The organism is Streptomyces sp. P9-A2 (genome assembly GCF_036634175.1).
In the GTDB taxonomy this organism is placed as follows: Bacteria; Actinomycetota; Actinomycetes; order Streptomycetales; family Streptomycetaceae; genus Streptomyces; species Streptomyces pratens.
Window position 1 is genome coordinate 6,365,596 of record NZ_JAZIFX010000001.1, and the last position, 19,678, is coordinate 6,385,273.

Here is a 19,678-nt window from a genome sequence, read left to right on the forward strand (position 1 = left end):
CGACGACGGATGGCGATACGTGCTCACCTATGGGGGCGGGGAGCTGGCCATGTACGCCGACACGGTGTCCGCTGCTGTCCGCAGTGATCCCCGGCTACGACGAACTTCCCAGCGACGAGAACGGCGACGAAGCAGCGTTCGTGGCTCGCTACGAGGCGGCGATCGAGAGGAAGAGCTGCGCTACACGGCCCGCCGCTGTCTGACCGCCGTCGGGCTGAAGGCCGCCGGCGTCGAGACAGCGAATGCCACCTTCGCGGCCCGCTGCGAAGCGATCTGGGGCCAGGGCACCACCACCGTGGCCTCGGACTCCACGCACTTCAAAGCCTGGGACCGCAACATCTTCACCGAGTGGCACTCCCGTTACGAGCTCCAAGGAGATCTGGTGCCGGAAACACAACCTCCAGGCCCCGGCGAGAAGGCCGGGCGTGCCGCGTGTCAGACGTGGCCACCGCACCACCCGGAGGCTTCAACTCATTCCGGGAGTCCTGCGGTGGCCACCAACGACGCTGAAGGGAAGCTCAGAGGCTGCCCAGTTGGTTACAGCCCGACCGGGTTGAGGTAGGTGGCCGGGCGGGTGGCGCCGTCCTGCTTGAGGATCTGGCCGCCGAACGGCCACTTCAGGGTGAAGTGCTCCGTCTCGTTCGGCGGGGTGACCAGGAACTTTGCCGGAACGAACTTCTCCTTCTGCGGGGTGGACTTGGCCACCGGAAGCAGGTTGATGCTGAAGTCCACCGTGTCCCCCTGCTTCAGGATCATCTTTGCGGGCTTCTTGGAGGAGCGCGCCAGCGACCAGGTGCCGTCGGTCTTCTGAGCACCGGTCATGTCGACACCGGCGAAGCCGGACAGGGTGCAGGTGCGCTTGCTCTGGTTGGTGAACCAGATGTACGCCTGGGTCTGCTTCTTGGTCTGCTCCATCTCCGGCTTCGCGTCATCCCCCATGGCGAAGCCGGCCTTCAGGTCGGCGGTGTGACAGCGGGTCGGCTCGGCCTTGGCGGGGGCGGCCGAGGCCGGGATGGTGGTAGCGGCAGTGCCGGCGACGACGACGGCTGCAAGGGCTACGGCGGTCAGCTTGCTCTTCATGAAGTTTCGGGTTCCCCTCGAATGCGAATCGGCGCGCGAGGTCAGTGCGCGCCCTACGCGCCTGAAGATGTGCAATGCCTGGGGGAGGTTCGGTGTGCCGGAGAGCTTTTTTCCGACAGCCAGGCTCCCAACTGTGGCCGCGTACGAGAACTCATGCGGTGCGGTCCGTTGCAGCGTCGTGGGGGAGGACACCGCAACGGCCCGCGACCTCGCTCAGCGTCCGGTCCAGCACAGCGGGACCGATGGCGGCGTGCGACGCCCGTATCCGACCTGAATATCACGCTGAGCTACATGGCACTTGGTTCGCCGCTCGTTAACGACACTCCTACACGAGGGAGTGAGCGGCGGTGAGCTTCGCCGTCGTGTAGCCGGTCACCCCGGTGGCCACGCGGTCCGCCTCCAGCACGACCACACTGCGCCCGGCCCGGGTCAGTTCCCAGGCGGTGCTCAGGCCGGCCATGCCCGCCCCGATCACGGCGACGTCCGCCGTCGTGTCGGTGTCCGACGGGGGCCACCGGGTGCCCGGTGCGGTAGCCATCCAGTACGACTCGGCGATGCAGGGCAGTTCAGGTCGCGTTGTCATGGACCACGTGTTCCCCCCCGCGGCCGGAAGGAGACGCGGCGGGCCTTTTCTTCCCCTGAGCGGCCCTGCGCCACCATATGCGCCGTCAAGTCACCGAACACGCTGTTCCGGACCCGCGCGAGGTACGGACGAACGAGACCGGTCAGGTCTCGAATCCGTCCACGGCTTCCCCCGCGGGCCCGCTCGCACCGGGAACGCCGGCCGCGGGACCGACGGACCTGCCGGCCCAGGTATGGACCCGCCAGCCTTCGTCGGGCGCGCCGGAGAGGATGACGACACCGGTGTTCTGGAGCGCGTGCCGGGAAGCGAAGTCGACGTCGATGTTCCCGGCCCGCGCCGCCGCCCACATACGGATGGCGGCACCGTGACTGACCATGGCCACGGTCCGCGCCCCCGTGGTCGCGGCCTCCTCGACCACCGCGTCGAAGCGCCGCAGCGCCTCCACGCCGTTCTCCCCGCCCGGCATGCGGAGCGCGGTGTCTCCCGCCGACCAGGCGAAGGCGGTGGTCAGGTACGTCTCGACGGCCTGCTCGTCGCCCCGCATCTCCAGATCGCCGGCCGACAGCTCCCGGATACCGTCCCGCACCCGGACCTCCAGCCCCGTCCGGGCCGCCAGCGGCTCGGCGGTCAGCTGGGTACGGAGCAGCGTGGACGCGTAGAGCGCGCCGATCTCCTCCTCCACGAGCGCCGTGGGGAGGGCGGCCGCCTGTTCCCGGCCCAGGGGAGTCAGCGCCGGCCCCGGTGCGGCCGTGTCCAGCAGGTGCTTGAGGTTGGACGGGGTCTGACCGTGGCGAATGAGCAGCAAGCGCATGGGAAGGGTTCTGTCTCCAGGGAAGCCGGTGGCGGGTCTCCACTGTCCCACCTCGAGACCACGCCCGGTGCGGCGGGACCTCTGGCACCGCAGGGGTCCCGCCGCGTGGCGACAAGCCGTTTCCACGCGTCGGCGCGAGGCGGCATCGCCTCCGCGAGCGACATCTGCCGGAGCGAGGCGCAGTCCGTACCGAAGTCCCCGGCGAACCGCGGCCGGCGGTGTCGGCCGCGGTTCGCCGGGGAGGAGACGTGTCGGCTCGCGCCGGAAGAGTCCGCCGGACAGGCCCTACGGGTGCAGTACCACCTTGGTGTAGCCCTCGATCCGCTTGTCGAACTTGTCGTAGGCCGACGCCGCCTGGTCCAGGGGGAGTTCGTGGGAGACGACGAAACTGGGCTTCGCCCTGCCCTCGATGATCATGTCTCGCAGGTACCGGTTGTAGCGCTTCACGTTGCACTGCCCCGTACCCATCCGCAGGCCCTTCTCGAAGAGCTTGCCGATCGCGACGAGGAGCATGCCGTGCTTGGCCTGCTCGTCCGGGCCTCCCGGGTCGGACGGGACGTAGAGGCCGGGCACGCCGAGCGCTCCGGTGGCCCGGACCGTAGCGACGAGCGAGTTCAGGACGGTCGCCGGTTCTTCGTGGTCCGCGCCGTGCGCCGTCGCCTGGTAGCCGACGGCGTCGACGCCCTTGTCCGTGCCGATGCCCTCGGTCTGCTCCTTGATCTGCTCGGCCGGGTCGCCCTCGGCGAAGTTGATCGGAACCGCGCCGATCTCCTCGGCCTTCTGCAGCCGCTCGGGGACCCGGTCCACGGAGAACACCTTCTTCGCGCCGCGCAGCAGAGCCGAGTAGGCGGCCATGAGCCCGACCGGCCCTGCGCCGTACACCGCGACGCTCTCGCCGGGGCGGACCTGGGCGAGTTCACAGCCGTGGTAGCCGGTGGGGAAGATGTCGGCGAGCAGGATGAAGTCGGTCTCGTGCTCCTGTCCCGGCGGCAGCTTCAGGCAGTTGAAGTCGGCGTAGGGAACGCGCAGGTACTCGGCCTGGCCGCCCTTCCAGGGCCCCATGGCGACGTAGCCGTACGCCCCGCCCGGGAAACCGGGGTTGACGGTCAGGCAGTAGCCGGTGAATCCCTCGACGCAGTTGTCGCAGAAGCCGCAGGCGACGTTGAAGGGCATCACCACGCGGTCGCCCTCCTTGAGCGAGGTGACGCCCTGGCCGACCTCCTCGATGATTCCCATGTTCTCGTGGCCGAAGACGATGCCGGGCTCGGCGGCGGTGCGGCCCTCGTACATGTGCAGGTCGGAGCCGCATATCGCGGTGGAGCTGACCCGTACGATCACATCGTTCGGATGCTGGATGCTGGGCTTGTCGACCTCTTCGACCGCGACGGCGAACGGTTCTTTGTACACGACGGCCTTCATGGATGCGACCTCCTGCTCGATGGCACACGTATCCGGTCGCCACGCCCCGGCCCGCTCTCCGCGTGACTCATCTCTCATGATTCTCCGGTCTGCGGGATCGGGCAAACCGGTAATCTCGGGACGTATAAGTTTTCGGCGCCGCACCAGGAAGGGAGTGACGGACCATGGCAGCGCAGAGGCTGGGAACCCTGCTCGTCCCCGTGCCGGGATTGTCAGGCATCACGTACCCGCCAGGAACAACCGTCACGGTCCGTGGCGGCGGCGCGACGGTCGACGCCTTCGTCAACGGCGACTGGCTTCCTCTGTCGTGGTGGGAGTTCTCCGACGGACTCCGCGAGGACATCGCCGACCGCTGACAGCCGTGTCGCGACAGCCGTGTCGCGACAGCCGTGTCGCGACATCCGGGCCTGTCGGGCCGCCGCCCGTCAGGTGACCTTGACCCAGTCCAGGGTGCGTTCCACGGCCCGCTTCCAGTCCTGGTAGCCGCTCTGGCGCTGCTCCTCGCTCCAGACCGGGCTCCAGCGCTTCGACTCCTGCCAGTGCGAGCGCAGTTCGTCGGTGTCGCGCCAGAAGCCGGTGGCGAGGCCGGCGGCGTAGGCGGCGCCCAGGGCGGTGGTCTCGGCGACCACCGGACGGCTGACCGGCACACCCAGCACGTCGGCCTGGATCTGCATGCACAGGTCGTTCGCGGTCACACCGCCGTCGACCTTGAGCACGTCCAGGTGGACGCCCGAGTCCTGTTCCATGGCGTCGACCACGTCGCGGCTCTGGTAGCAGATGGCCTCCAGCGTGGCCCGTGCGATGTGGGCACCGGTGTTGTAGCGGGCCAGGCCGACCATGGCGCCGCGGGCGTCGGAGCGCCAGTACGGGGCGAACAGGCCGGAGAAGGCCGGTACGAAGTACATCCCGCCGTTGTCGTCCACCGAACGAGCCAGCTCCTCGCTCTCCGGGGCGCTCTTGATGATCTTCAGCTGGTCGCGCAGCCACTGCACGGCCGCGCCGGTGACGGCGATGGATCCCTCCAGCGCGTAGACCGCGGGGCTGCCGGCGAACTGGTACGCCACCGTCGTCAGCAGCCCGTGCTGCGAACGCACCAGCTCCGTACCGGTGTTGAGCACCAGGAAGTTGCCGGTGCCGTAGGTGTTCTTGGCCTCGCCGGGGGAGAAGCAGACCTGGCCGACGGTCGCCGCCTGCTGGTCGCCGAGCACCCCGGTGATCGGCACGGGGGCACCCAGCGGCCGGGAGGTCCGGGCCTGGCCGTACGCCTCGGGATGGGACGAGGGGTTGATGGACGGCAGCATCGCACGCGGGATGCCGAAGATGCCCAGCAGCTCGTCGTCCCAGTCCAGGGTCTCCAGATTCATCAGCATGGTGCGGCTGGCATTGGTCACGTCGGTGGCGTGCACCCCGCCGTTGGGTCCGCCGGTGAGGTTCCACAGCACCCAGGCGTCCGTGTTGCCGAACAGGGCGTGGCCCGCCTCGGCGGCCTCACGTAGTCCGTCCACGTTCTCCAGCAGCCACTTGATCTTGCCGCCGGAGAAGTAGGTGGCCGGCGGCAGGCCGGCCTTGTGCCGGATGACCTCGCCGTGGCCGTCACGCTCGAGGGCGGCGGCGATGCTGTCGGTGCGGGTGTCCTGCCAGACGATGGCGTTGTAGTAGGGGCGGCCGTTGCGCGGGTCCCAGACCACGGTCGTCTCGCGCTGGTTGGTGATGCCGATGGCCTTCAGATCGGTGGCCGACAGGTTTCCGGCACGGAGGGCGTTCTGGATCACCGTGTTGGTGCGCTCCCAGATCTCCACCGGGTCGTGCTCGACCCACCCCGACCGCGGCAGGATCTGGCGGTGCTCGAGCTGGTGCTTCGCCACCTCGTTTCCGGCGTGGTCGAAGATCATGAAACGTGAACTGGTGGTGCCCTGGTCCACCGCGCCGACGAATTCGGGCATCGTGGCCACCTCTTCTCGTGGTCGTGCGGTACGACGGACGGCGCCCGCCCGCTGCTGTTACTAGGTCTCCTCGGTGGCCGGGCCTTCCTCGGACGCCCCCATCCGGGCCTTGATCACCGGACTGATGAGCAGGTCGTACACCGCGGTCCCCAGGAGTCCGCCGATGAGGGGGCCGACAATGGGGATCCACCAGTAGCCGCTGAACCATTCGAATGACCCGGGTAGGGCAATGGAGCCCCAGCCTTCGAAGAAGGTGAAAAGTCGTGGGCCGAAGTCGCGTGCGGGATTGATCGCGTATCCGGCGTTGGTGCCGAAGGTCAGACCGATCGCGACGACCACCAGACCGATGAGGAACGGGTGGAGATTCGACATCGGAGCGGTATTGCGGGTGTCGATGAGTGCGCAGATCAGTAGCAGTAGAATCCCGGTGCCCACGATTTGGTCGAGCAAGGGGCCCCACCAGGAATCTCCGAAGTATTCGGCGGGGAATGTGGCGAAGATCGAGTAGGTCGCCAGTGATTCGTCCCGCGGAATCCCCGCTTTGACATTGGCCGCGTCGATCGCCCACCGGTAGCACGCGTAGATGAGCGCGGCGGCGACGAAGGCGCCCGCGACCTGCGCCAGCCAGTAGGGCAGGACCTTCCGCCAGGGGAAGTCCCTCCATGCGGCGAAGCTCAGCGTCACCGCGGGATTGAGGTGGGCGCCGCTGATACCGCCGGCCACATACACGCCGAATACCACGGCGAGACCCCAGCCCCACGAAATGATGAGCCAGTTGGCGGGACCGAAGTCCACTGTTTGCCGCCCTGATCCGGGCAGGCCGACGACGGCGACGGCCACCGAACCGATGCCCAGTAGAAGCAGGACGAACGTCCCCAGGAACTCTGCGAGCATCTCACCGGCGAGGCCTTTTCGGTAACCACGTCGATGGACTATGCGTTCAGCCATCGGTTCTCCTCGGCTGGAATGGCGCAGGCTTGCCCTCCCCATTACCGGGAATCTATGTCGACCGGAGGGATCCCGCCTGCGCGGCGCCGAATTTCCCTCGCATGGAGTAACGGCGCCTTTCCGTTCTCGGACCGAGGCGATCCGGCCGGGGCGGCGAGCGGAGCCGGGGGAGACACCCGGTCGGGTGGCGCCGCCCCCATGGGGCACGGACTCAGCCGATGATCGTTGACCCGATCCGCTCGGACGGGCCGGTGGCCTTGTGCCGGATCAGGGCGAGGTCGATGGTCTCACCCGCCGGACGGTCGTGGTCGAGCGGGACTTCCAACGTCGCGCAGTCGAAGCCCTGCTGGGCCGGATCCTCGCACGGCTGCCAGTCCAGGGCCGCCGCCCCGCCCGGCCCTCCCCGCCCGGCCCTCCCCGCACGGTCTGCGGTACGGCGGCGGCAGCGGGGGAGATCAGTACGCACGGCAGCATCACCGCGACGCACCACGCCGGCCTGCCTCGACATCTCGATATCGGCCCTGACATCAGGTGTCCCTTCGCGTCGACGTACCGGCCGCTCGTTGCCGGGGGCCGGGCTGTTTCCCCTCACCCAACGGCCGGGCGGTTCGCACCGCACGCGCTGAGCATCCGAACGCGGTACGGGAGGAGGCACGGGAGGAGAGACCCCCACCGCCCGGAGCCCGGCGAACGACGAGGTGCGGGTCGAGGCGGGACGGAGAGCGCGGGGGACCCCGCCCCTGGCGCCCAGGGCGGACCTCACCGATGAACCGGTAAAGCCATGCATGTCTCCGCGCCGCCCATGGTCGCCAGTTCACTGGTGCGGCGGTGTTCCGCGGAATGTCCTCCGCCTGCGCCTTTCCTGGAACGGTTCCCGCGCCCCGGGTGTGGCGTCGGGGCGTACTAGACCGGTTCAGCCGCCTGCCGTTAGTTTGAGCGGAGCCGTACACGAGAGGGCCGGACCGTCCTGCCGAAGGAGCCGTACATGAAGGAAGCCGTCCAGCTCACCGAAGGATGGAGCCTCGACCACGACGGGAGCCCTCTGCCCGCTCGGGTCCCCGGCTGTGTGCACGTCGACCTGCTCGCGGCCGGTCTGATCCCGGACCCCTGCGTCGGCCTGAACGAGACCGAGGTGGCCTGGGTGGGCCGCCGGGCCTGGACCTACACCCGGGAGCTGGCCCCCGGCGAGACGGCCGCGGAACGCCACGAGCGGACCGACCTGGTCTTCGACGGCCTCGACACCGCGGCCGTGATCACCCTCGACGGGTACGAGCTCGGCCGGACCCGGAACATGCACCGGCGCCACCGCTTCGACGTCACGGGCCGGCACGGCCCGCTGCACGTCGCGTTCACCTCCGCCTACGAGGAGGCCGCCGCGGTACGGGCGCTGACCGGGGAACGGCCCAACGCCTACCCCGAGCCGTTCCAGTACATCCGCAGGATGGCGTGCGGCTTCGGCTGGGACTGGGGGCCGACGCTGGTCACCGCCGGGATCTGGCGCCCGGTCCGGCTGGAGCGCTGGTCGACGGCGCGTCTGGCGACGGTCCGCCCCCTGGTGACGGTCCGCGACGGCCTGGGCGGGGTGGAGGTGCGCGTCGACGTCGAGCGCACCGAGCGGGGAGCGGACCACCGCCTGGAGGTACGGGTGGCAGTGGGTGGCGTACAGGCCAGTGCCGCGGTGGACGGGACCGGCGCGGTGCTGACCCTCCAGGTACCCGACCCGAGGCTGTGGTGGCCGCGCGGATACGGCGAACAGCCTTTGTACGACCTGGAGGTGACCCTCGTCGACCGGGGCCGGGGTGCGGCAGCACCAGCCGAAACCCCCGCGGAGGACCGGCCGCTCGACTCCTGGACGCGCCGGATCGGGTTCCGCGACGTGACCCTCGACCGCTCACCGGACGCACACGGCACCGCGTTCACCTTCGTCGTCAACGGCGTACCGGTCTTCGCCCGCGGCGTGAACTGGATCCCCGACGACGTCTTCCCCTCCCGCGTCACCCCCGAGCGCTACCGCACGCGGCTGCGCCAGGCCGCCGACGCCGGTGTGGACCTGGTACGGATCTGGGGCGGAGGCATCTACGAGGACGACGCCTTCTACGACCTCTGTGACGAACTGGGCCTCATGGTCTGGCAGGACTTCCTCTTCGCCTGCGCCGCCTACCCGGAGGAGCAGCCCCTGCGCGGCGAGGTGGAGGCCGAGGCGCGGGACAACGTGGTCCGGCTCATGCCGCACCCCAGCCTCGTCCTGTGGAACGGCAACAACGAGAACCTGTGGGGGTTCCGCGACTGGGACTGGGAGCCCGGACTGCGGGGCGACTCGTGGGGCGGCGGCTACTACCTCGACCTGCTGCCCCGGGTCGTCGCCGAACTCGACCCCACCCGCCCCTACACCGCCGGCAGCCCCTGGTCCGGTTCCTGGGACCACCACCCCAACGACCCCGCGCACGGCACCCACCACTCCTGGGAGGTGTGGAACCGCCGCGACTACGCCGAGTACCGCGACTCCGTTCCGCGCTTCGTGGCGGAGTTCGGCTGGCAGGCACCGCCGGCGCTGGCGACCCTGAGGCGCGCGCTTCCCGGGGAACGGCTCGCCCCCGACTCGCCCGGCATGCTCCACCACCAGAAGGCCGAGGACGGCAACGGCAAGCTGAACCGGGGCGTGGCACGCCACTTCATCCTGCCCGAGGACGACTTCGACCGCTGGCACTACCTCACCCAGGTCGTGCAGGCCCGCGCGGTCGCCGCCGGGATCGAGCACTGGCGGTCGCACTGGCCGGTGTGCGCCGGCACCGTGGTCTGGCAGCTCAACGACTGCTGGCCGGTGAGTTCGTGGTCCGCGGTGGACGGCGACGGCCGCCTCAAGCCGCTCTACCACGAGCTGCGCCGCGTCTACGCCGACCGCCTGCTGACACTCCAGCCGGGTGGCGTGGACGACGACACCGACGGCCCGGTGCTCGCCGTGGTCAACCAGTCCGCCGCGCCGTGGCGCACCGCCGTGCGCCTGCGCCGCATGCGCGCGGACGGCACGGTACTGGTGGAACAGGTCCTCGACGACCTGACCGTCCCCGCCCGTCAGGTGAACCGCCTGCCCGTACCCGGCGACCTGATACCGGACGCGCCGTCCGCGAGGGAGTTCCTCGTCGCGGACACGAATGCGGACGGGGGCACGGACGGGGGCACGGACATGCACGCGGACGGGGGCACGGACGGCCTGCGCGCCCTGTACTTCCCCGTCGCCGACAAGGACTTCGCCTACCCCGCCCCGCGCTACGACGTCGTCGTACGGACCCCGGTCGTCGGACCGGCGGGCCCGGCCGGTGCGGGAGACGGTGCCGCCACCGGCGATGGTGGCGGCACCGGTGGCGGTAGTGTCGAGGTCGTGGTCACTGCGCACACCCTGGTACGGGACCTTCTCCTGCGGGCCGACCGGCTGGGCCCCGACGCCGTCTGCGACTCCGGACTGCGCACCCTGCTGCCCGGCGAGACGATCCGGCTACGGGTGAGGAACGCCGTGGACACCGGAGCCAACGCCGTGCGCGGCGCCTTCTCCAGCGTGGAACCGGCGTGAGCACACCCAGTACGCCCGGCACACCCAGTACTCCGGGCACACCCAGTACTCCGGGCACACCCAGTACTCCGGGCGCCTCCCCCGAACGCGTCACCATCAAGGACGTCGCCGCGGCCGCCGGAGTCTCCAAAGGCGCGGTGTCGCTGGCGTTCAACCACAAATCGGGGGTGTCCGAGGCCACCAGGGACCGCATCTTCGCGGCGGCCCGCGAACTGGGCTGGGCGCCGAACTCGTCCGCGCGCAGTCTGTCGCGGCAGTCGGTCGACACCATCGGCCTGGCCATCTGCCGGCCAGCCCGGCTGCTGGGCCTGGAACCCTTCTACATGGAGTTCATCTCCGGCATCGAGAGCGTGCTCGCCGAACGCAACTGCTCCCTGCTGCTGCGCCTGGTGGGCTCACTGGAGGAGGAGATCACCCTCCAGGAGCGCTGGTGGAAGGAACGCCAGATCGCGGGGTCCGTCCTGGTCGACTTCCACCAGCGGGACCCGCGGATCGCTCCGCTGCGGGAGCTCGGACTGCCCGCGGTGGCCGTCGGGCACCCGGACCTCACCGGTGGCTTCCCGTCGGTGTGGACCGACGACGCCCCTGCCGTGGCCGAGGCGGTGCGCTATCTCGCGGCCCTCGGCCACCGGCGCATCGCCCGGGTGGGCGGGCCCGCCGGACTCGGCCACAGTGCCATCCGGGCGGAGGCGTTCGGGCGGACCCTGGGGGAACTCGGCCTGGACGGCGGCCGGCACGTCGAGACGGGCTTCTCGGGGGAGGAAGGCGCACGGGCGACCCGCTCGCTGCTGCTGGCGCCGGACCGTCCCACGGCGATCGTCTACGACAACGACATCATGGCCGTGGCCGGGCTGGGCGTGGCGGCCGAGATGGGCGTCTCCGTGCCCGACGACCTGTCCCTGCTGGCCTGGGACGACTCCCAGCTGTGCCGTCTGACGCATCCGACCCTGTCGGCGATGAGCCACGACGTGTACGGATTCGGGGCGGAGGTCACCGAAGTCCTGTTCGACGTGATCGCCGGCGAGGAGGTCCGGCCCCGCCCCGTGGCGACCCCCTCACTCGTGCCCCGCCGCTCGACGGGACCGCCCCGGGCGCAGGGCGCACGCTTCTAGGGCCTTGCCCGGCGGATCATGTCCGATCCGATGCGCATCTCGTCGGGGGAGTCGCCGTCGTCGTCATTTCCGATAGCCGAGGATAGTCATCATTCCGGATTCGGAGTGGTACTGGTTGTGGCAGTGGAGCATCCACAGGCCCGGGTTGTCGGCGTTGAAGTCGAAGACGAGTTTGCGGTGCGGCAGTACCAGGGCGGTGTCCTTGCGGGCTCCGCCCGCATGGCCGCTGGTGAGGGCGAAGGTGTGGCCGTGCAGATGGATGGGGTGCCACATGTCGGTGGCGTTGAAGAACGTCAGGCGGACCCGTTCTCCCTCTCGGATCGGGTGGCGTTCCTCGACGGAGTAGGGCCGGCGGTCGAAGCTCCAGTCGAACTTCCTCATGCTGCCGGTCAGTCTGAAGCACAGCTCGCGGTCCGGGGGGCGCTCGCAGAGGGCCACGGATTCGTCCGGCACGAACCGTCTGGCCGGCACGAACCGGCCGTCGAGCTCATCCGGATGCGCGGAGCATCCGGGGAAGCTTCCGCTGCCGGTGCGCAGGACGGCCAGGGCCCTCGCGTTCTTGCCTTCGGCGAGCGCGACCAGCGGGAACACTCCGTCCTTGGCGGTGACGAGCACGTCGTAGCGTTCGGCCATGCCCAGCAGCAGCGTGTCCGCCCGCATGTGCTCGACCGGGTAGCCGTCCGTGTGCGTCACGGTCATCTCGTGGCCGCCGAGTGCCACCCGGAAAGCCGTGTCGCTCCCGGCGTTGATGATCCGCAATCGGATCCGGTCCCCGGGGCGGGCCCGGAAAACCGAAGCGGCTTTCGGGAGGCGGCCGTTGATCAGATAGTACGGGTGGTCGACATGACCGCCCCCGCTGCGCAGCAGGTGGCTGTGCCCCTTCCGCAGGACGCGGGAGGGGCCGGCGTGCTCACCGGGGGAGTGGGCCGAGCCATGCGTGCCGGCGGACCCGTCAGGTGCGATGTCCTCACCCATGTCCATCGGGATGTCCCTGCCGTCGTGCAACTGCGTGAGCACACCGTCCGGAGTGGAGCCGTCCACGCCGTCCAGCCAGTCGTCCAGGACGACGACCCATTCCTTGTCGTAGGACAAGGGCTCCTTGGGGTCCTCGACGATCAGCGGGGCGTACAGGCCGCGGTCGAGCTGCATTCCCGAGTGTGAATGCAGCCAGTACGTACCCGGATGCTGCACGGCGAAGCGGTAGGTGAAGTCCGCGCCGGGCTTGATGGAGGGCTGGGTCAGGCCCGGCACGCCGTCCATGTCGCAGCGCAGACGGATACCGTGCGAGTGCAGCGTCGTCGTCACGGGCAGGTGGTTGACGAGCTTGAGGGCGAGAGTGTCACCCGCGGTGACCCGGACCTCCTTGCCGGGCAGCGCGTCACCGTACGCCCATGACCTGACGGTCCGCCCGCCCAGGTCGAGGGGCGTCTCGGTGGCAGTCAGCGTGAACGAGCGCAGAGGGCCGGAGCCTCGTTCCTTCTCGGCGGCGACGACCTCGGGATCGGACGGGTTCACATACCCCTTGGGCCCCCTGGGCACGAAGCCACCGCTGCGGTGGTCGGGGCCCCTGGTCGCCGGGTGGGTTCCGGTTCCGGAGGGCGAACCGGACGCAGAGGGCGAACCGGGCCCGGAGTTCGGGCCGGCTCCGGAGTGCGAGCCCGGTCCGGAACAGGCGGCCAGGGCCCCCGCGCCGATGGCCGTGATCGATGCACCGATCAAGGTGCGCCGTGTAGGTGAGTGCATGTCTAGATAACACATGCCATATAGTCATATATACGGTAAATAGATCGGCGCGTCCTATGATTCACCCGTACTGCCCAACGTGGCTCCCGTCGGGACCCCGGCGGCTGAGCACTGTCACCCCGGCTGTCTGCTGCGGGCGTTCGCCTCGGCGACGAGGGCGCTCAGCAGCTCGGAGGGGGTGAGGGGGCGCAGGTGAAGCGGGTCGGCGTCCCATTCGCGGCCACCGGTGAGCGGGCGGAGCTGGACGTACGGGCCCACATGCCCCATGACCCGTCCGACGCGGTCGCGCACGGTGTCGCGGACGGCCGCGCCGAGGCCGGGTAACCGAACGGCATCGAGGCTGACGTCGTCCGTCACTCGACGACCCTCTCCGCGCCGCCCACCGTCCTTCCCTCCGCGGCCCCCCTCGTGATCACGTCCGCGAGCGCGAGGGCGACCGGGGCCGAGCACACGCCGAGGTGGACCAGGGCGTATGGGGCCTCGCCGGTTCTACGGGCGTCCGCCCACGGCGTACGGATGTCCATCGCGGGAAGCTGGACACCGGCCAGGGTGAGGGTGGTGGCGAGGGCGTCGCGGGCCTCGAGGGCTTCGCGGATCTTGGGGATGTGCGGCATGGGGTCCTCGTCAGGGTGCGGTGGGCCGTGTGCGGACGTGCGGTGATCGACGTGGTTTCGCTGATCTCCTGACCCGACTGCGCTGGGTGTATTACGCTGCGTAGTCCGGTCGTTACAAGGATGCCCGGGGTGCGGGCGCCCACGCCGTGGACGGGGTAGTGGGCCCCCGGCGCGCGGAGGTGCTTCCGTAGAGTCCACACGGCCCACACCGTCGCATCGTTCAGCAGTACATCCCGGAAAGGAGCGGTATGTCGCAGCGACGCGCCATCACCGGCCGCAGCCAGGAGCCCCGCCAGCGGTTCGCCGAGGAACTGCGGACGCTACGGGCGACAAGCGGGATGAGCCTGCGGGCACTCGGCGAACGGCTGGGCTGGGACTGGTCGTTGTTCGGCAAGATGGAGAAGGGCGAGACACTCGGCAGCCCGGAGGTCGTCCAGGACCTCGACACCCACTACGGCACCCCGGGCCCGCTGCTGGCACTGTGGGAACTGGCCGCCGGGGACCATACGCAGTTCCGCGAGCGGTACCGCCGGTACATGGCCCTGGAGGCGGAGGCGGTGAGCCTGTGGCACTTCGCGGTGAGCGTGCTGCCGGGACTGTTGCAGACGCCGGGGTACGCGCGGGAGGTGCTGACTGCGGGCGGGCTCAAAGGCAAGGAACTCGACCAGCAGGTCGACGCCCGGATGAGCCGGCGTGAGCTGCTGGACGGCGAGAAGGCCCCTCCGTTCCGAACCATCCTGTCGGAGGCGGTGCTGCGGACGCCGTTGCGCGATGTGGGGGAGTGGCGCGGGCAGTTGGAGTACCTGGCAGATGTGGCGGAGCGGCCGAACGTGACGGTCCATGTGCTTCTGCAGAGTGCAGGCGTTCACGGTCTTCTGAGTGCCGACGTGTGGTATCTCCTTCTTCCCGAGGGCCGGACCGTCGCGTATACCGAGAACGGATATCAGGGCGAACTCATCGAGGAACCAAGCCCAGTTGTGCGTCTGTAGAAGACGTACGATGCGGTGCGCGACCTGGCGCTTACCCCAGCGGAGTCGCGGAAGTTCATCCTGCGAAGGTTGGAGGAAGTCACGTGCGACCGATAGACCTGACTGCCGTGTCCTGGCGCAAGAGCAGTTACAGCAACCAGGACGGCGGAGCGTGCGTCGAGGTCTCCGACGACTTCGCGTCCGTCGTCCCCGTGCGGGACAGCAAGGTGCCGCACGGTCCGGTGCTCGTGTTCCCGGCGGTTGGCTGGGCGTCCTTTGTCTCCGCTGTCAGGGGCAGGCAGTCGAGAGCCTGAGGGGCGGGGCCGTTCGGCCCGGCAGAGGGCGGGGTGTCCGCGCGGTGCGTGTCACGCACACCGGATTCGGCAGCACGGGCCGGGCCGGGGCGGCCGTCGCCGATACGTGTGTGCGTGACGGGCCCCATCGCATACTGAGGTGACGCGAAGGACGGCGGGGTGTCAGCGTGTCGCGAGGTTTGCAAGCAGTTCGGCGGCGGGCTTCGGGTGGACGAGCCAGCGCAGGTGGCTCCCTTCGAGCGTCCGGACCTCGAACGGGTTGTCGGGTGTGAGCGCGTCGGCTTCGCGGATCATACGGTCCTGCATGGCGAGCGGAATGCTGGCATCATCGGCCAGACGCACATAGGTCCTGGGAATCCGGCCCCAGGTCGCGGCCTGTGCCCGGTCGGTGGACGTACCGACGTCGAGATTCTCATCGGGCTGGAAGGTGTTCAGGAACGTCCGGAACTCGTCATCGGTGAGGTCGGCGGCGAAAGCCTGCCTGAACGCGGTGAGTGCCGTCGGGTCGGCGGTCCGGAAGTTGGTCCGGAGCAGACCGAGCTCGACCGGGTTCCCGGCGATCGCCGGAGCGAAGGCGCCCGGATCGACGTCCGCCATCTCCGGCTCGGCGTAGTAGGCACCGACGTCCAGGTCGACCGGGCACCAGGCGGAGACGTAAGCGATCCTGTCGATCAGCTCGGGCCGTGCGTTGCCGGCCGCGGTGACCGTGGCGCCGCCCCTGCTGTGGCCGACGAGGACGGTCGGCCCGTTGCGCTTCGCCCGTTCGAGGACGTCGATCACGCGGGCGGCGTTGTCGGCGAGTGTGACCCCCTTGATGTTCCCCGGTTCCGCGGCGAGCGCGTGGAGGTCCTGAGGAGCCTGGTAGGCCGCGGGGAACGTCGCCTCGAACCCGTGCCCCGGAAGGTCGACCGCGACCGAGCGGTGGCCGAGCAGGGCAAGCTCGGCCTGCAGCGGCGCGAACGAGAACGAGTTCGCGAAGGCCCCATGGACAAAAATGAACGTCGGTAGATTCCGCATGCCTCAGCCTCCAACGGAACGATCTCCGGGGCAAGCCCAAGTCGGTTGTTCCGCAGTGGTATTCAGCGGTCGCGGAACGGGGGGAGCACCTTCTGTTCCACCAGGCGGTCGAACAGGTGCAGGAGCCGCGTCTCGGTGTCGAGCGCGTCCGCGAAACCCGCCTGACGGATCTTCACGGTCGACGTGATGTTGTCCGCCTCGTGGTGGAACAGGAAGTCCCCGACCGGCCAGGCGACGAGCTTCCCGTACGGCGTCGGGACCAGGCCATGACGGTCGACGAGCCGTTGCCACACGTCCGCGCGGGTCGGCATCGCCTGCGCGAGCGACATCTGCTGCGGCGGGGCGTAGTCCATGCCGAAGTGCTCGGCGAACCGCGGCCAGAGGCCGGACCAGCGGAACTGGTCGCCGTTGGTCACGTTGAAGACCTGATCGGCGGCGCTCCCGGCGGAGCCCGCCCACACGGTCGCCCGGGCGAGCAGCTCCGCGTCGGTGGTCTGGTACAGCACGTCGTAAGCGGCGCGGGTGCCGGGGAACCGCATCGGCAGACCGAGTTCCTTGCAGATCGCGGCGTAGATCCCGATGACGAGCAGGAGGTTCATCGGATTTCCGGTCGCATAGCCGGTCACCCCCTCGGGGCGCAGCGCGGTGAACGCGAAACCCCGGTCGGCGGCGGCCTGCCGCAGGAGGTCCTCCTGCGTGGAGTAGAAGTGCGGGGCGACGAGCCGCGGATCACTCTCCTTCGCCGGCGTCGTGAAGTACCCGAGGTGATGGCCGTACGCCTTGCCGCCCTGGTAGAGCGTGACGTGGCGGAGCGGCGCACCGGCGGCCCGCAGTGCGTCGAGGGTGTTGCGCAGGAGCGCGTCGTTGACCTCGATCAGCTCGGCGTCGGTCGGCTTCTCGATGTAGGCGGCGAAGACGAGGTGCGTGACGTCGCGGAGGCCGGCGAGGCCGGTCGTCGCGCTCTCGGCGTCGAGCAGGTCGACGCTGTGGTGCTGCCAGGGCGCGTCGTCGAGGGCGCGGCGGCTCACGCCGTGGACGGTCCACCCCAGCCGGCTGTACTCGCGGGCGGAGTGGCTGCCGATGAGGCCGCCGTCCCCGGCGACCAGGACGGTGCCGCCGTTCACGGGCAGGTCGGTCAGTCCGAGTCCTGGCGTGGTGGGGGTGGGGGTCGTGGTCATGGACGGGATCTCCGTTCGTGGGACGCGGCGGGTGCGGCCGGGCCTGTTGCGGTGCGGCCGGGTTCATCGCGGTGCGGCCGGCGGCGACGCTCAGGTGAAAGGCTACGACGCGGCGACGAGGGGTGGCGCAAGGTCGTCGCCGCCGCGCCCGAGCACGTCGACGCCGTGCTCCACTACGTGTTCGACAGCCTCACGCCCGAGCAGAAGCGAGCCCTCGGCGAGGCGGCGGCCCGCGTCGTCGAGGCCCTCGGCCCACCGGGCATCGCACGGGCCTGAAACCCCGGCGCTCCGCCGGAGGTGCAGGCGTGCGCGTCGGGCGCCGACGTCGTGAGCGCCGGTCGGACGCCGGGCGGAAGGCCGGGGCCTGCCGCCGGACCCTCGACTCACGGCGGGCTGTCGCTCAGCGTGCGCAGCAGCTCGGGGAGTGCGGTGCCGATCGGTTCCCGGATGACCTCGTCGGCCCGGTCGTCGTACGGAGTGGGCTCGGCGTTCATGATGATCAGCCGGGCGCCGTGGTCCGTGGCGACGCCGGCCAGACCGGCGGCGGGCTGGACCTGGAGGCTGGTGCCGACGGCGACGAAGACCTGGCAGGCCTTGGTGATGGCGAGCGCATCGTGCAGGACCACGGGGTCGAGGCGCTCACCGAACATGACCGTCGCCGATTTCAGGATGCCGCCGCACTCCAGGCACGACGGGTCGTCCTCGCCGGCCTCGACCCGGGCCAGGGCGTCCCCCATCGGCCCGCGGGCATGGCACTTCGTGCACACGGTGCTGCGAGCACTGCCGTGGAGTTCGAGGACCTTCCGGGCCGGCAGGCCGGCGAGCTGGTGCAGACCGTCCACATTCTGCGTGATCACTCTGACCGGCACACCCGACCGCTCCAGCTCGGCGATGGCCCGGTGCGCCGCGTTGGGCTCCGCCTGGAGGGTGCGGTTCTTGCGCCGCATCTGCCAGGACCGCCGCCGGATCTCCGGATCACCCATGTAGTACTCGTACGTGACGAGCTTTTCCGCCTCCGGATCCTTCCGCCACAGCCCGCCCGGGCCACGGTAGTCAGGGATGCCGGAATCGGTGGAGACGCCTGCGCCGCTCAGGAGGGCGACAAGGGGCTTGGTCATGGGCCGAGCGTAGAGCTCCTGGCTGGTTCGGAGCGAGCGCGTTTCACGAGGCCCTTGGGGGAGGGCGGAGGAGAGTGCGTCGAGGTCTCCGACGACTTCGCCGCCGCTGTCCCGGGGCGGGACGGCCGGCTCCCGCGCGGTCCGGTGCGTGTGGTCCCGGCTGTCGGCCGGGTGTCCTTCGTGTCCGCTCTCGGAAGTGGGCAGTTGGGCGGCTGACCGGGCAGGGCGACGGCCCCGCGCTCTTCTCGGATCGCGGGGCCGTCGGCCTGACCGTGCCGGCTCAGGTCACTTGGTGAGGGCCTTCTCGATGTCGGTGATGACCTTCTCCATGGCGATCGGGCCGTTGCTGCTGCTCCAGACCTGGCCGTCGACCCCGTGGTCCCGGCCTGCCTCGACGGCCTTCATCCGGGTGAAGGCCTTCTCGGAGCGGGCGGCCTCCAGTGCCTTGTCCCCCTCGGCGTTCAGCGTGGCGATGAAGACGTGGTCGGCGTCGGCCTTGGTGAGGTTCTCCAGGGACAGCGGGTCCGAGTGCGGCTGCTTGCCGAGGTCCTTGGCGATCGGCAGCGGCGACAGGCCGGCCTCCTCCAGCATCGCGGTGGGCATGTTGGCGGAGTTCATCACGATCGGGCCGCCCGGCATCCACCGCATGACGATGCCCGTGCCCTCGGCGCCGTCGCCCGCGTTCCCCGCGCGCTCGACCAGGGCGTCGATCTTCTGGTCGAGTTCGTCGGTCTTGCCCAGCGCCTCGCCGTAGGTGTCGAGGCCGGAGCGCCAGTCACCGGCGGCCGGGACGATGGTCGGCGCGATGGCGGAGAGCGTCTCGTACTGCGACTTCTCCAGGTTGGCGCCGGTGAGGATGAGGTCCGGCTCGGCCTTGAGGATCGCCTCGGTGTTGGGTTCCCGCACCGTGGCGACCAGTGGGATGTCGGCGGCCCGGTCGCTCAGATAGGCGGGAGCGCCCTCGGCGCCCCGGGCGGCGCTGGTGCCCACCGGAGTGATGCCGAGCGACAGGGCGGTGTCCAAGGAGGCGTCACTGAGGGTGACGATTCTCTTCGGTGTGCCGTCGATCTCCACCTCGCCGAAAGCCGTCTGTACGACCCGCTCGGTCCCGCCGGCCGCCGTCTTCCCTTCACTGTCACCGGAGTTGGCGGAATCCGACCCTCCGCAGGCGGCGAGGGTCATGACCAGCGGGGCAGCGGCCAGAGCGAGAGCGGCAGAGCGCAGCGAAGATCGGCTTCTGGGCATGGGTGTCTCCAGGAGAG

At 69.9% G+C, this 19,678-nt stretch carries 18 protein-coding genes and 2 pseudogenes; 6 read left to right on the plus strand and 14 right to left on the minus strand.

Annotated elements, in window-relative coordinates; translation table 11 throughout:
* Positions 1 to 49: 49 nt before the first annotated feature.
* Positions 50 to 562 (plus strand): Tn3 family transposase, encoded by a 513-nt coding sequence (locus tag V4Y04_RS37840; protein WP_443080102.1) that lies wholly within the window; start codon positions 50 to 52, stop codon positions 560 to 562.
* Here the strand turns inward: V4Y04_RS37840 and V4Y04_RS28910 are convergent.
* The 4 genes and pseudogenes from V4Y04_RS28910 to V4Y04_RS28925 all read right to left on the minus strand — a co-directional run bounded on the left by V4Y04_RS28910 (position 538) and on the right by V4Y04_RS28925 (position 3,893).
* Entirely contained in the window at positions 538 to 1,080 is a 543-nt protein-coding gene (locus tag V4Y04_RS28910; protein ID WP_332431299.1) for a DUF4232 domain-containing protein, read from the minus strand. The genes V4Y04_RS37840 and V4Y04_RS28910 overlap by 25 nt on opposite strands.
* A gap of 328 nt (positions 1,081 to 1,408) precedes the next feature.
* Positions 1,409 to 1,663, minus strand: a pseudogene (locus V4Y04_RS28915) (FAD-dependent oxidoreductase); the annotation flags it as partial.
* Between the two features lie 142 nt (positions 1,664 to 1,805).
* Positions 1,806 to 2,474, minus strand: coding sequence for a histidine phosphatase family protein (locus V4Y04_RS28920; protein WP_332431301.1), 669 nt, complete (start codon positions 2,472 to 2,474; stop codon positions 1,806 to 1,808).
* 285 nt (positions 2,475 to 2,759) lie between these two features.
* Positions 2,760 to 3,893 (minus strand): glutathione-independent formaldehyde dehydrogenase, encoded by a 1,134-nt coding sequence (locus tag V4Y04_RS28925; RefSeq protein ID WP_332431302.1) that lies wholly within the window; start codon positions 3,891 to 3,893, stop codon positions 2,760 to 2,762.
* 164 nt (positions 3,894 to 4,057) lie between these two features.
* On the opposite strand from V4Y04_RS28925, the gene V4Y04_RS28930 reads away from it, so the two are divergent.
* Positions 4,058 to 4,249, plus strand: a complete 192-nt coding sequence (locus V4Y04_RS28930) for a hypothetical protein (RefSeq protein WP_326755278.1) — start codon at positions 4,058 to 4,060, stop codon at positions 4,247 to 4,249.
* Between the two features lie 69 nt (positions 4,250 to 4,318).
* Here V4Y04_RS28930 and glpK read toward each other — a convergent pair whose 3' ends face one another.
* The 3 genes from glpK to V4Y04_RS28945 all read right to left on the minus strand — a co-directional run bounded on the left by glpK (position 4,319) and on the right by V4Y04_RS28945 (position 7,250).
* A complete protein-coding gene (glpK, locus tag V4Y04_RS28935) occupies positions 4,319 to 5,836 on the minus strand; it encodes a glycerol kinase GlpK (RefSeq protein ID WP_332431304.1) in 1,518 nt (505 codons plus the stop codon).
* Between the two features lie 60 nt (positions 5,837 to 5,896).
* On the minus strand, positions 5,897 to 6,784 hold the full coding sequence (locus V4Y04_RS28940) for an MIP/aquaporin family protein (protein ID WP_332431305.1): 888 nt from the start codon (positions 6,782 to 6,784) through the stop codon (positions 5,897 to 5,899).
* Between the two features lie 211 nt (positions 6,785 to 6,995).
* Positions 6,996 to 7,250, minus strand: coding sequence for a hypothetical protein (locus tag V4Y04_RS28945; RefSeq protein ID WP_332431307.1), 255 nt, complete (start codon positions 7,248 to 7,250; stop codon positions 6,996 to 6,998).
* 519 nt (positions 7,251 to 7,769) lie between these two features.
* Between V4Y04_RS28945 and V4Y04_RS28950 the strand changes: the two genes are divergently transcribed.
* Together V4Y04_RS28950 and V4Y04_RS28955 are read left to right on the plus strand one after the other, a co-directional pair.
* Positions 7,770 to 10,352: a glycoside hydrolase family 2 protein gene (locus tag V4Y04_RS28950; protein WP_332431308.1), complete on the plus strand. Its 2,583-nt coding sequence runs from the start codon at positions 7,770 to 7,772 to the stop codon at positions 10,350 to 10,352.
* Positions 10,353 to 10,447: 95 nt separating this feature from the next.
* Complete coding sequence (locus tag V4Y04_RS28955; protein WP_332433031.1) at positions 10,448 to 11,464, plus strand: LacI family DNA-binding transcriptional regulator; 1,017 nt, start codon at positions 10,448 to 10,450, stop codon at positions 11,462 to 11,464.
* 63 nt (positions 11,465 to 11,527) lie between these two features.
* Here V4Y04_RS28955 and V4Y04_RS28960 read toward each other — a convergent pair whose 3' ends face one another.
* From V4Y04_RS28960 to V4Y04_RS28970, 3 genes are all read right to left on the minus strand, one after another.
* Positions 11,528 to 13,207 (minus strand): multicopper oxidase family protein, encoded by a 1,680-nt coding sequence (locus V4Y04_RS28960; RefSeq protein WP_332431309.1) that lies wholly within the window; start codon positions 13,205 to 13,207, stop codon positions 11,528 to 11,530.
* A gap of 114 nt (positions 13,208 to 13,321) precedes the next feature.
* Entirely contained in the window at positions 13,322 to 13,564 is a 243-nt protein-coding gene (locus tag V4Y04_RS28965) for a hypothetical protein (RefSeq protein WP_332433161.1), read from the minus strand.
* Complete coding sequence (locus V4Y04_RS28970) at positions 13,561 to 13,821, minus strand: hypothetical protein (protein ID WP_332431310.1); 261 nt, start codon at positions 13,819 to 13,821, stop codon at positions 13,561 to 13,563. Before V4Y04_RS28970 ends, V4Y04_RS28965 begins: the two co-directional genes overlap by 4 nt.
* Positions 13,822 to 14,069: 248 nt before the next feature.
* On the opposite strand from V4Y04_RS28970, the pseudogene V4Y04_RS28975 reads away from it, so the two are divergent.
* A pseudogene (locus tag V4Y04_RS28975) lies at positions 14,070 to 14,906 on the plus strand (helix-turn-helix domain-containing protein).
* Complete coding sequence (locus tag V4Y04_RS28980) at positions 14,894 to 15,103, plus strand: DUF397 domain-containing protein (protein WP_332431311.1); 210 nt, start codon at positions 14,894 to 14,896, stop codon at positions 15,101 to 15,103. The pseudogene V4Y04_RS28975 and the gene V4Y04_RS28980 overlap by 13 nt, the downstream one beginning before the upstream one ends.
* Before the next feature lie 162 nt (positions 15,104 to 15,265).
* Here the strand turns inward: V4Y04_RS28980 and V4Y04_RS28985 are convergent, their stop codons facing one another.
* From V4Y04_RS28985 to V4Y04_RS29000, 4 genes are all read right to left on the minus strand, one after another.
* Positions 15,266 to 16,120, minus strand: coding sequence for an alpha/beta fold hydrolase (locus V4Y04_RS28985; RefSeq protein ID WP_332431312.1), 855 nt, complete (start codon positions 16,118 to 16,120; stop codon positions 15,266 to 15,268).
* A 62-nt stretch (positions 16,121 to 16,182) separates the two neighbouring features.
* Positions 16,183 to 17,298, minus strand: a complete 1,116-nt coding sequence (locus V4Y04_RS28990) for an SDR family oxidoreductase (protein ID WP_332431313.1) — start codon at positions 17,296 to 17,298, stop codon at positions 16,183 to 16,185.
* A gap of 383 nt (positions 17,299 to 17,681) precedes the next feature.
* Positions 17,682 to 18,416 carry an SIR2 family NAD-dependent protein deacylase gene (locus V4Y04_RS28995; protein WP_332431314.1) on the minus strand — a complete coding sequence of 245 codons (735 nt, stop codon included), beginning with the start codon at positions 18,414 to 18,416 and terminating at the stop codon, positions 17,682 to 17,684.
* Between the two features lie 285 nt (positions 18,417 to 18,701).
* Positions 18,702 to 19,661, minus strand: coding sequence for an iron-siderophore ABC transporter substrate-binding protein (locus V4Y04_RS29000; RefSeq protein WP_332431315.1), 960 nt, complete (start codon positions 19,659 to 19,661; stop codon positions 18,702 to 18,704).
* Positions 19,662 to 19,678 lie beyond the last annotated feature (17 nt).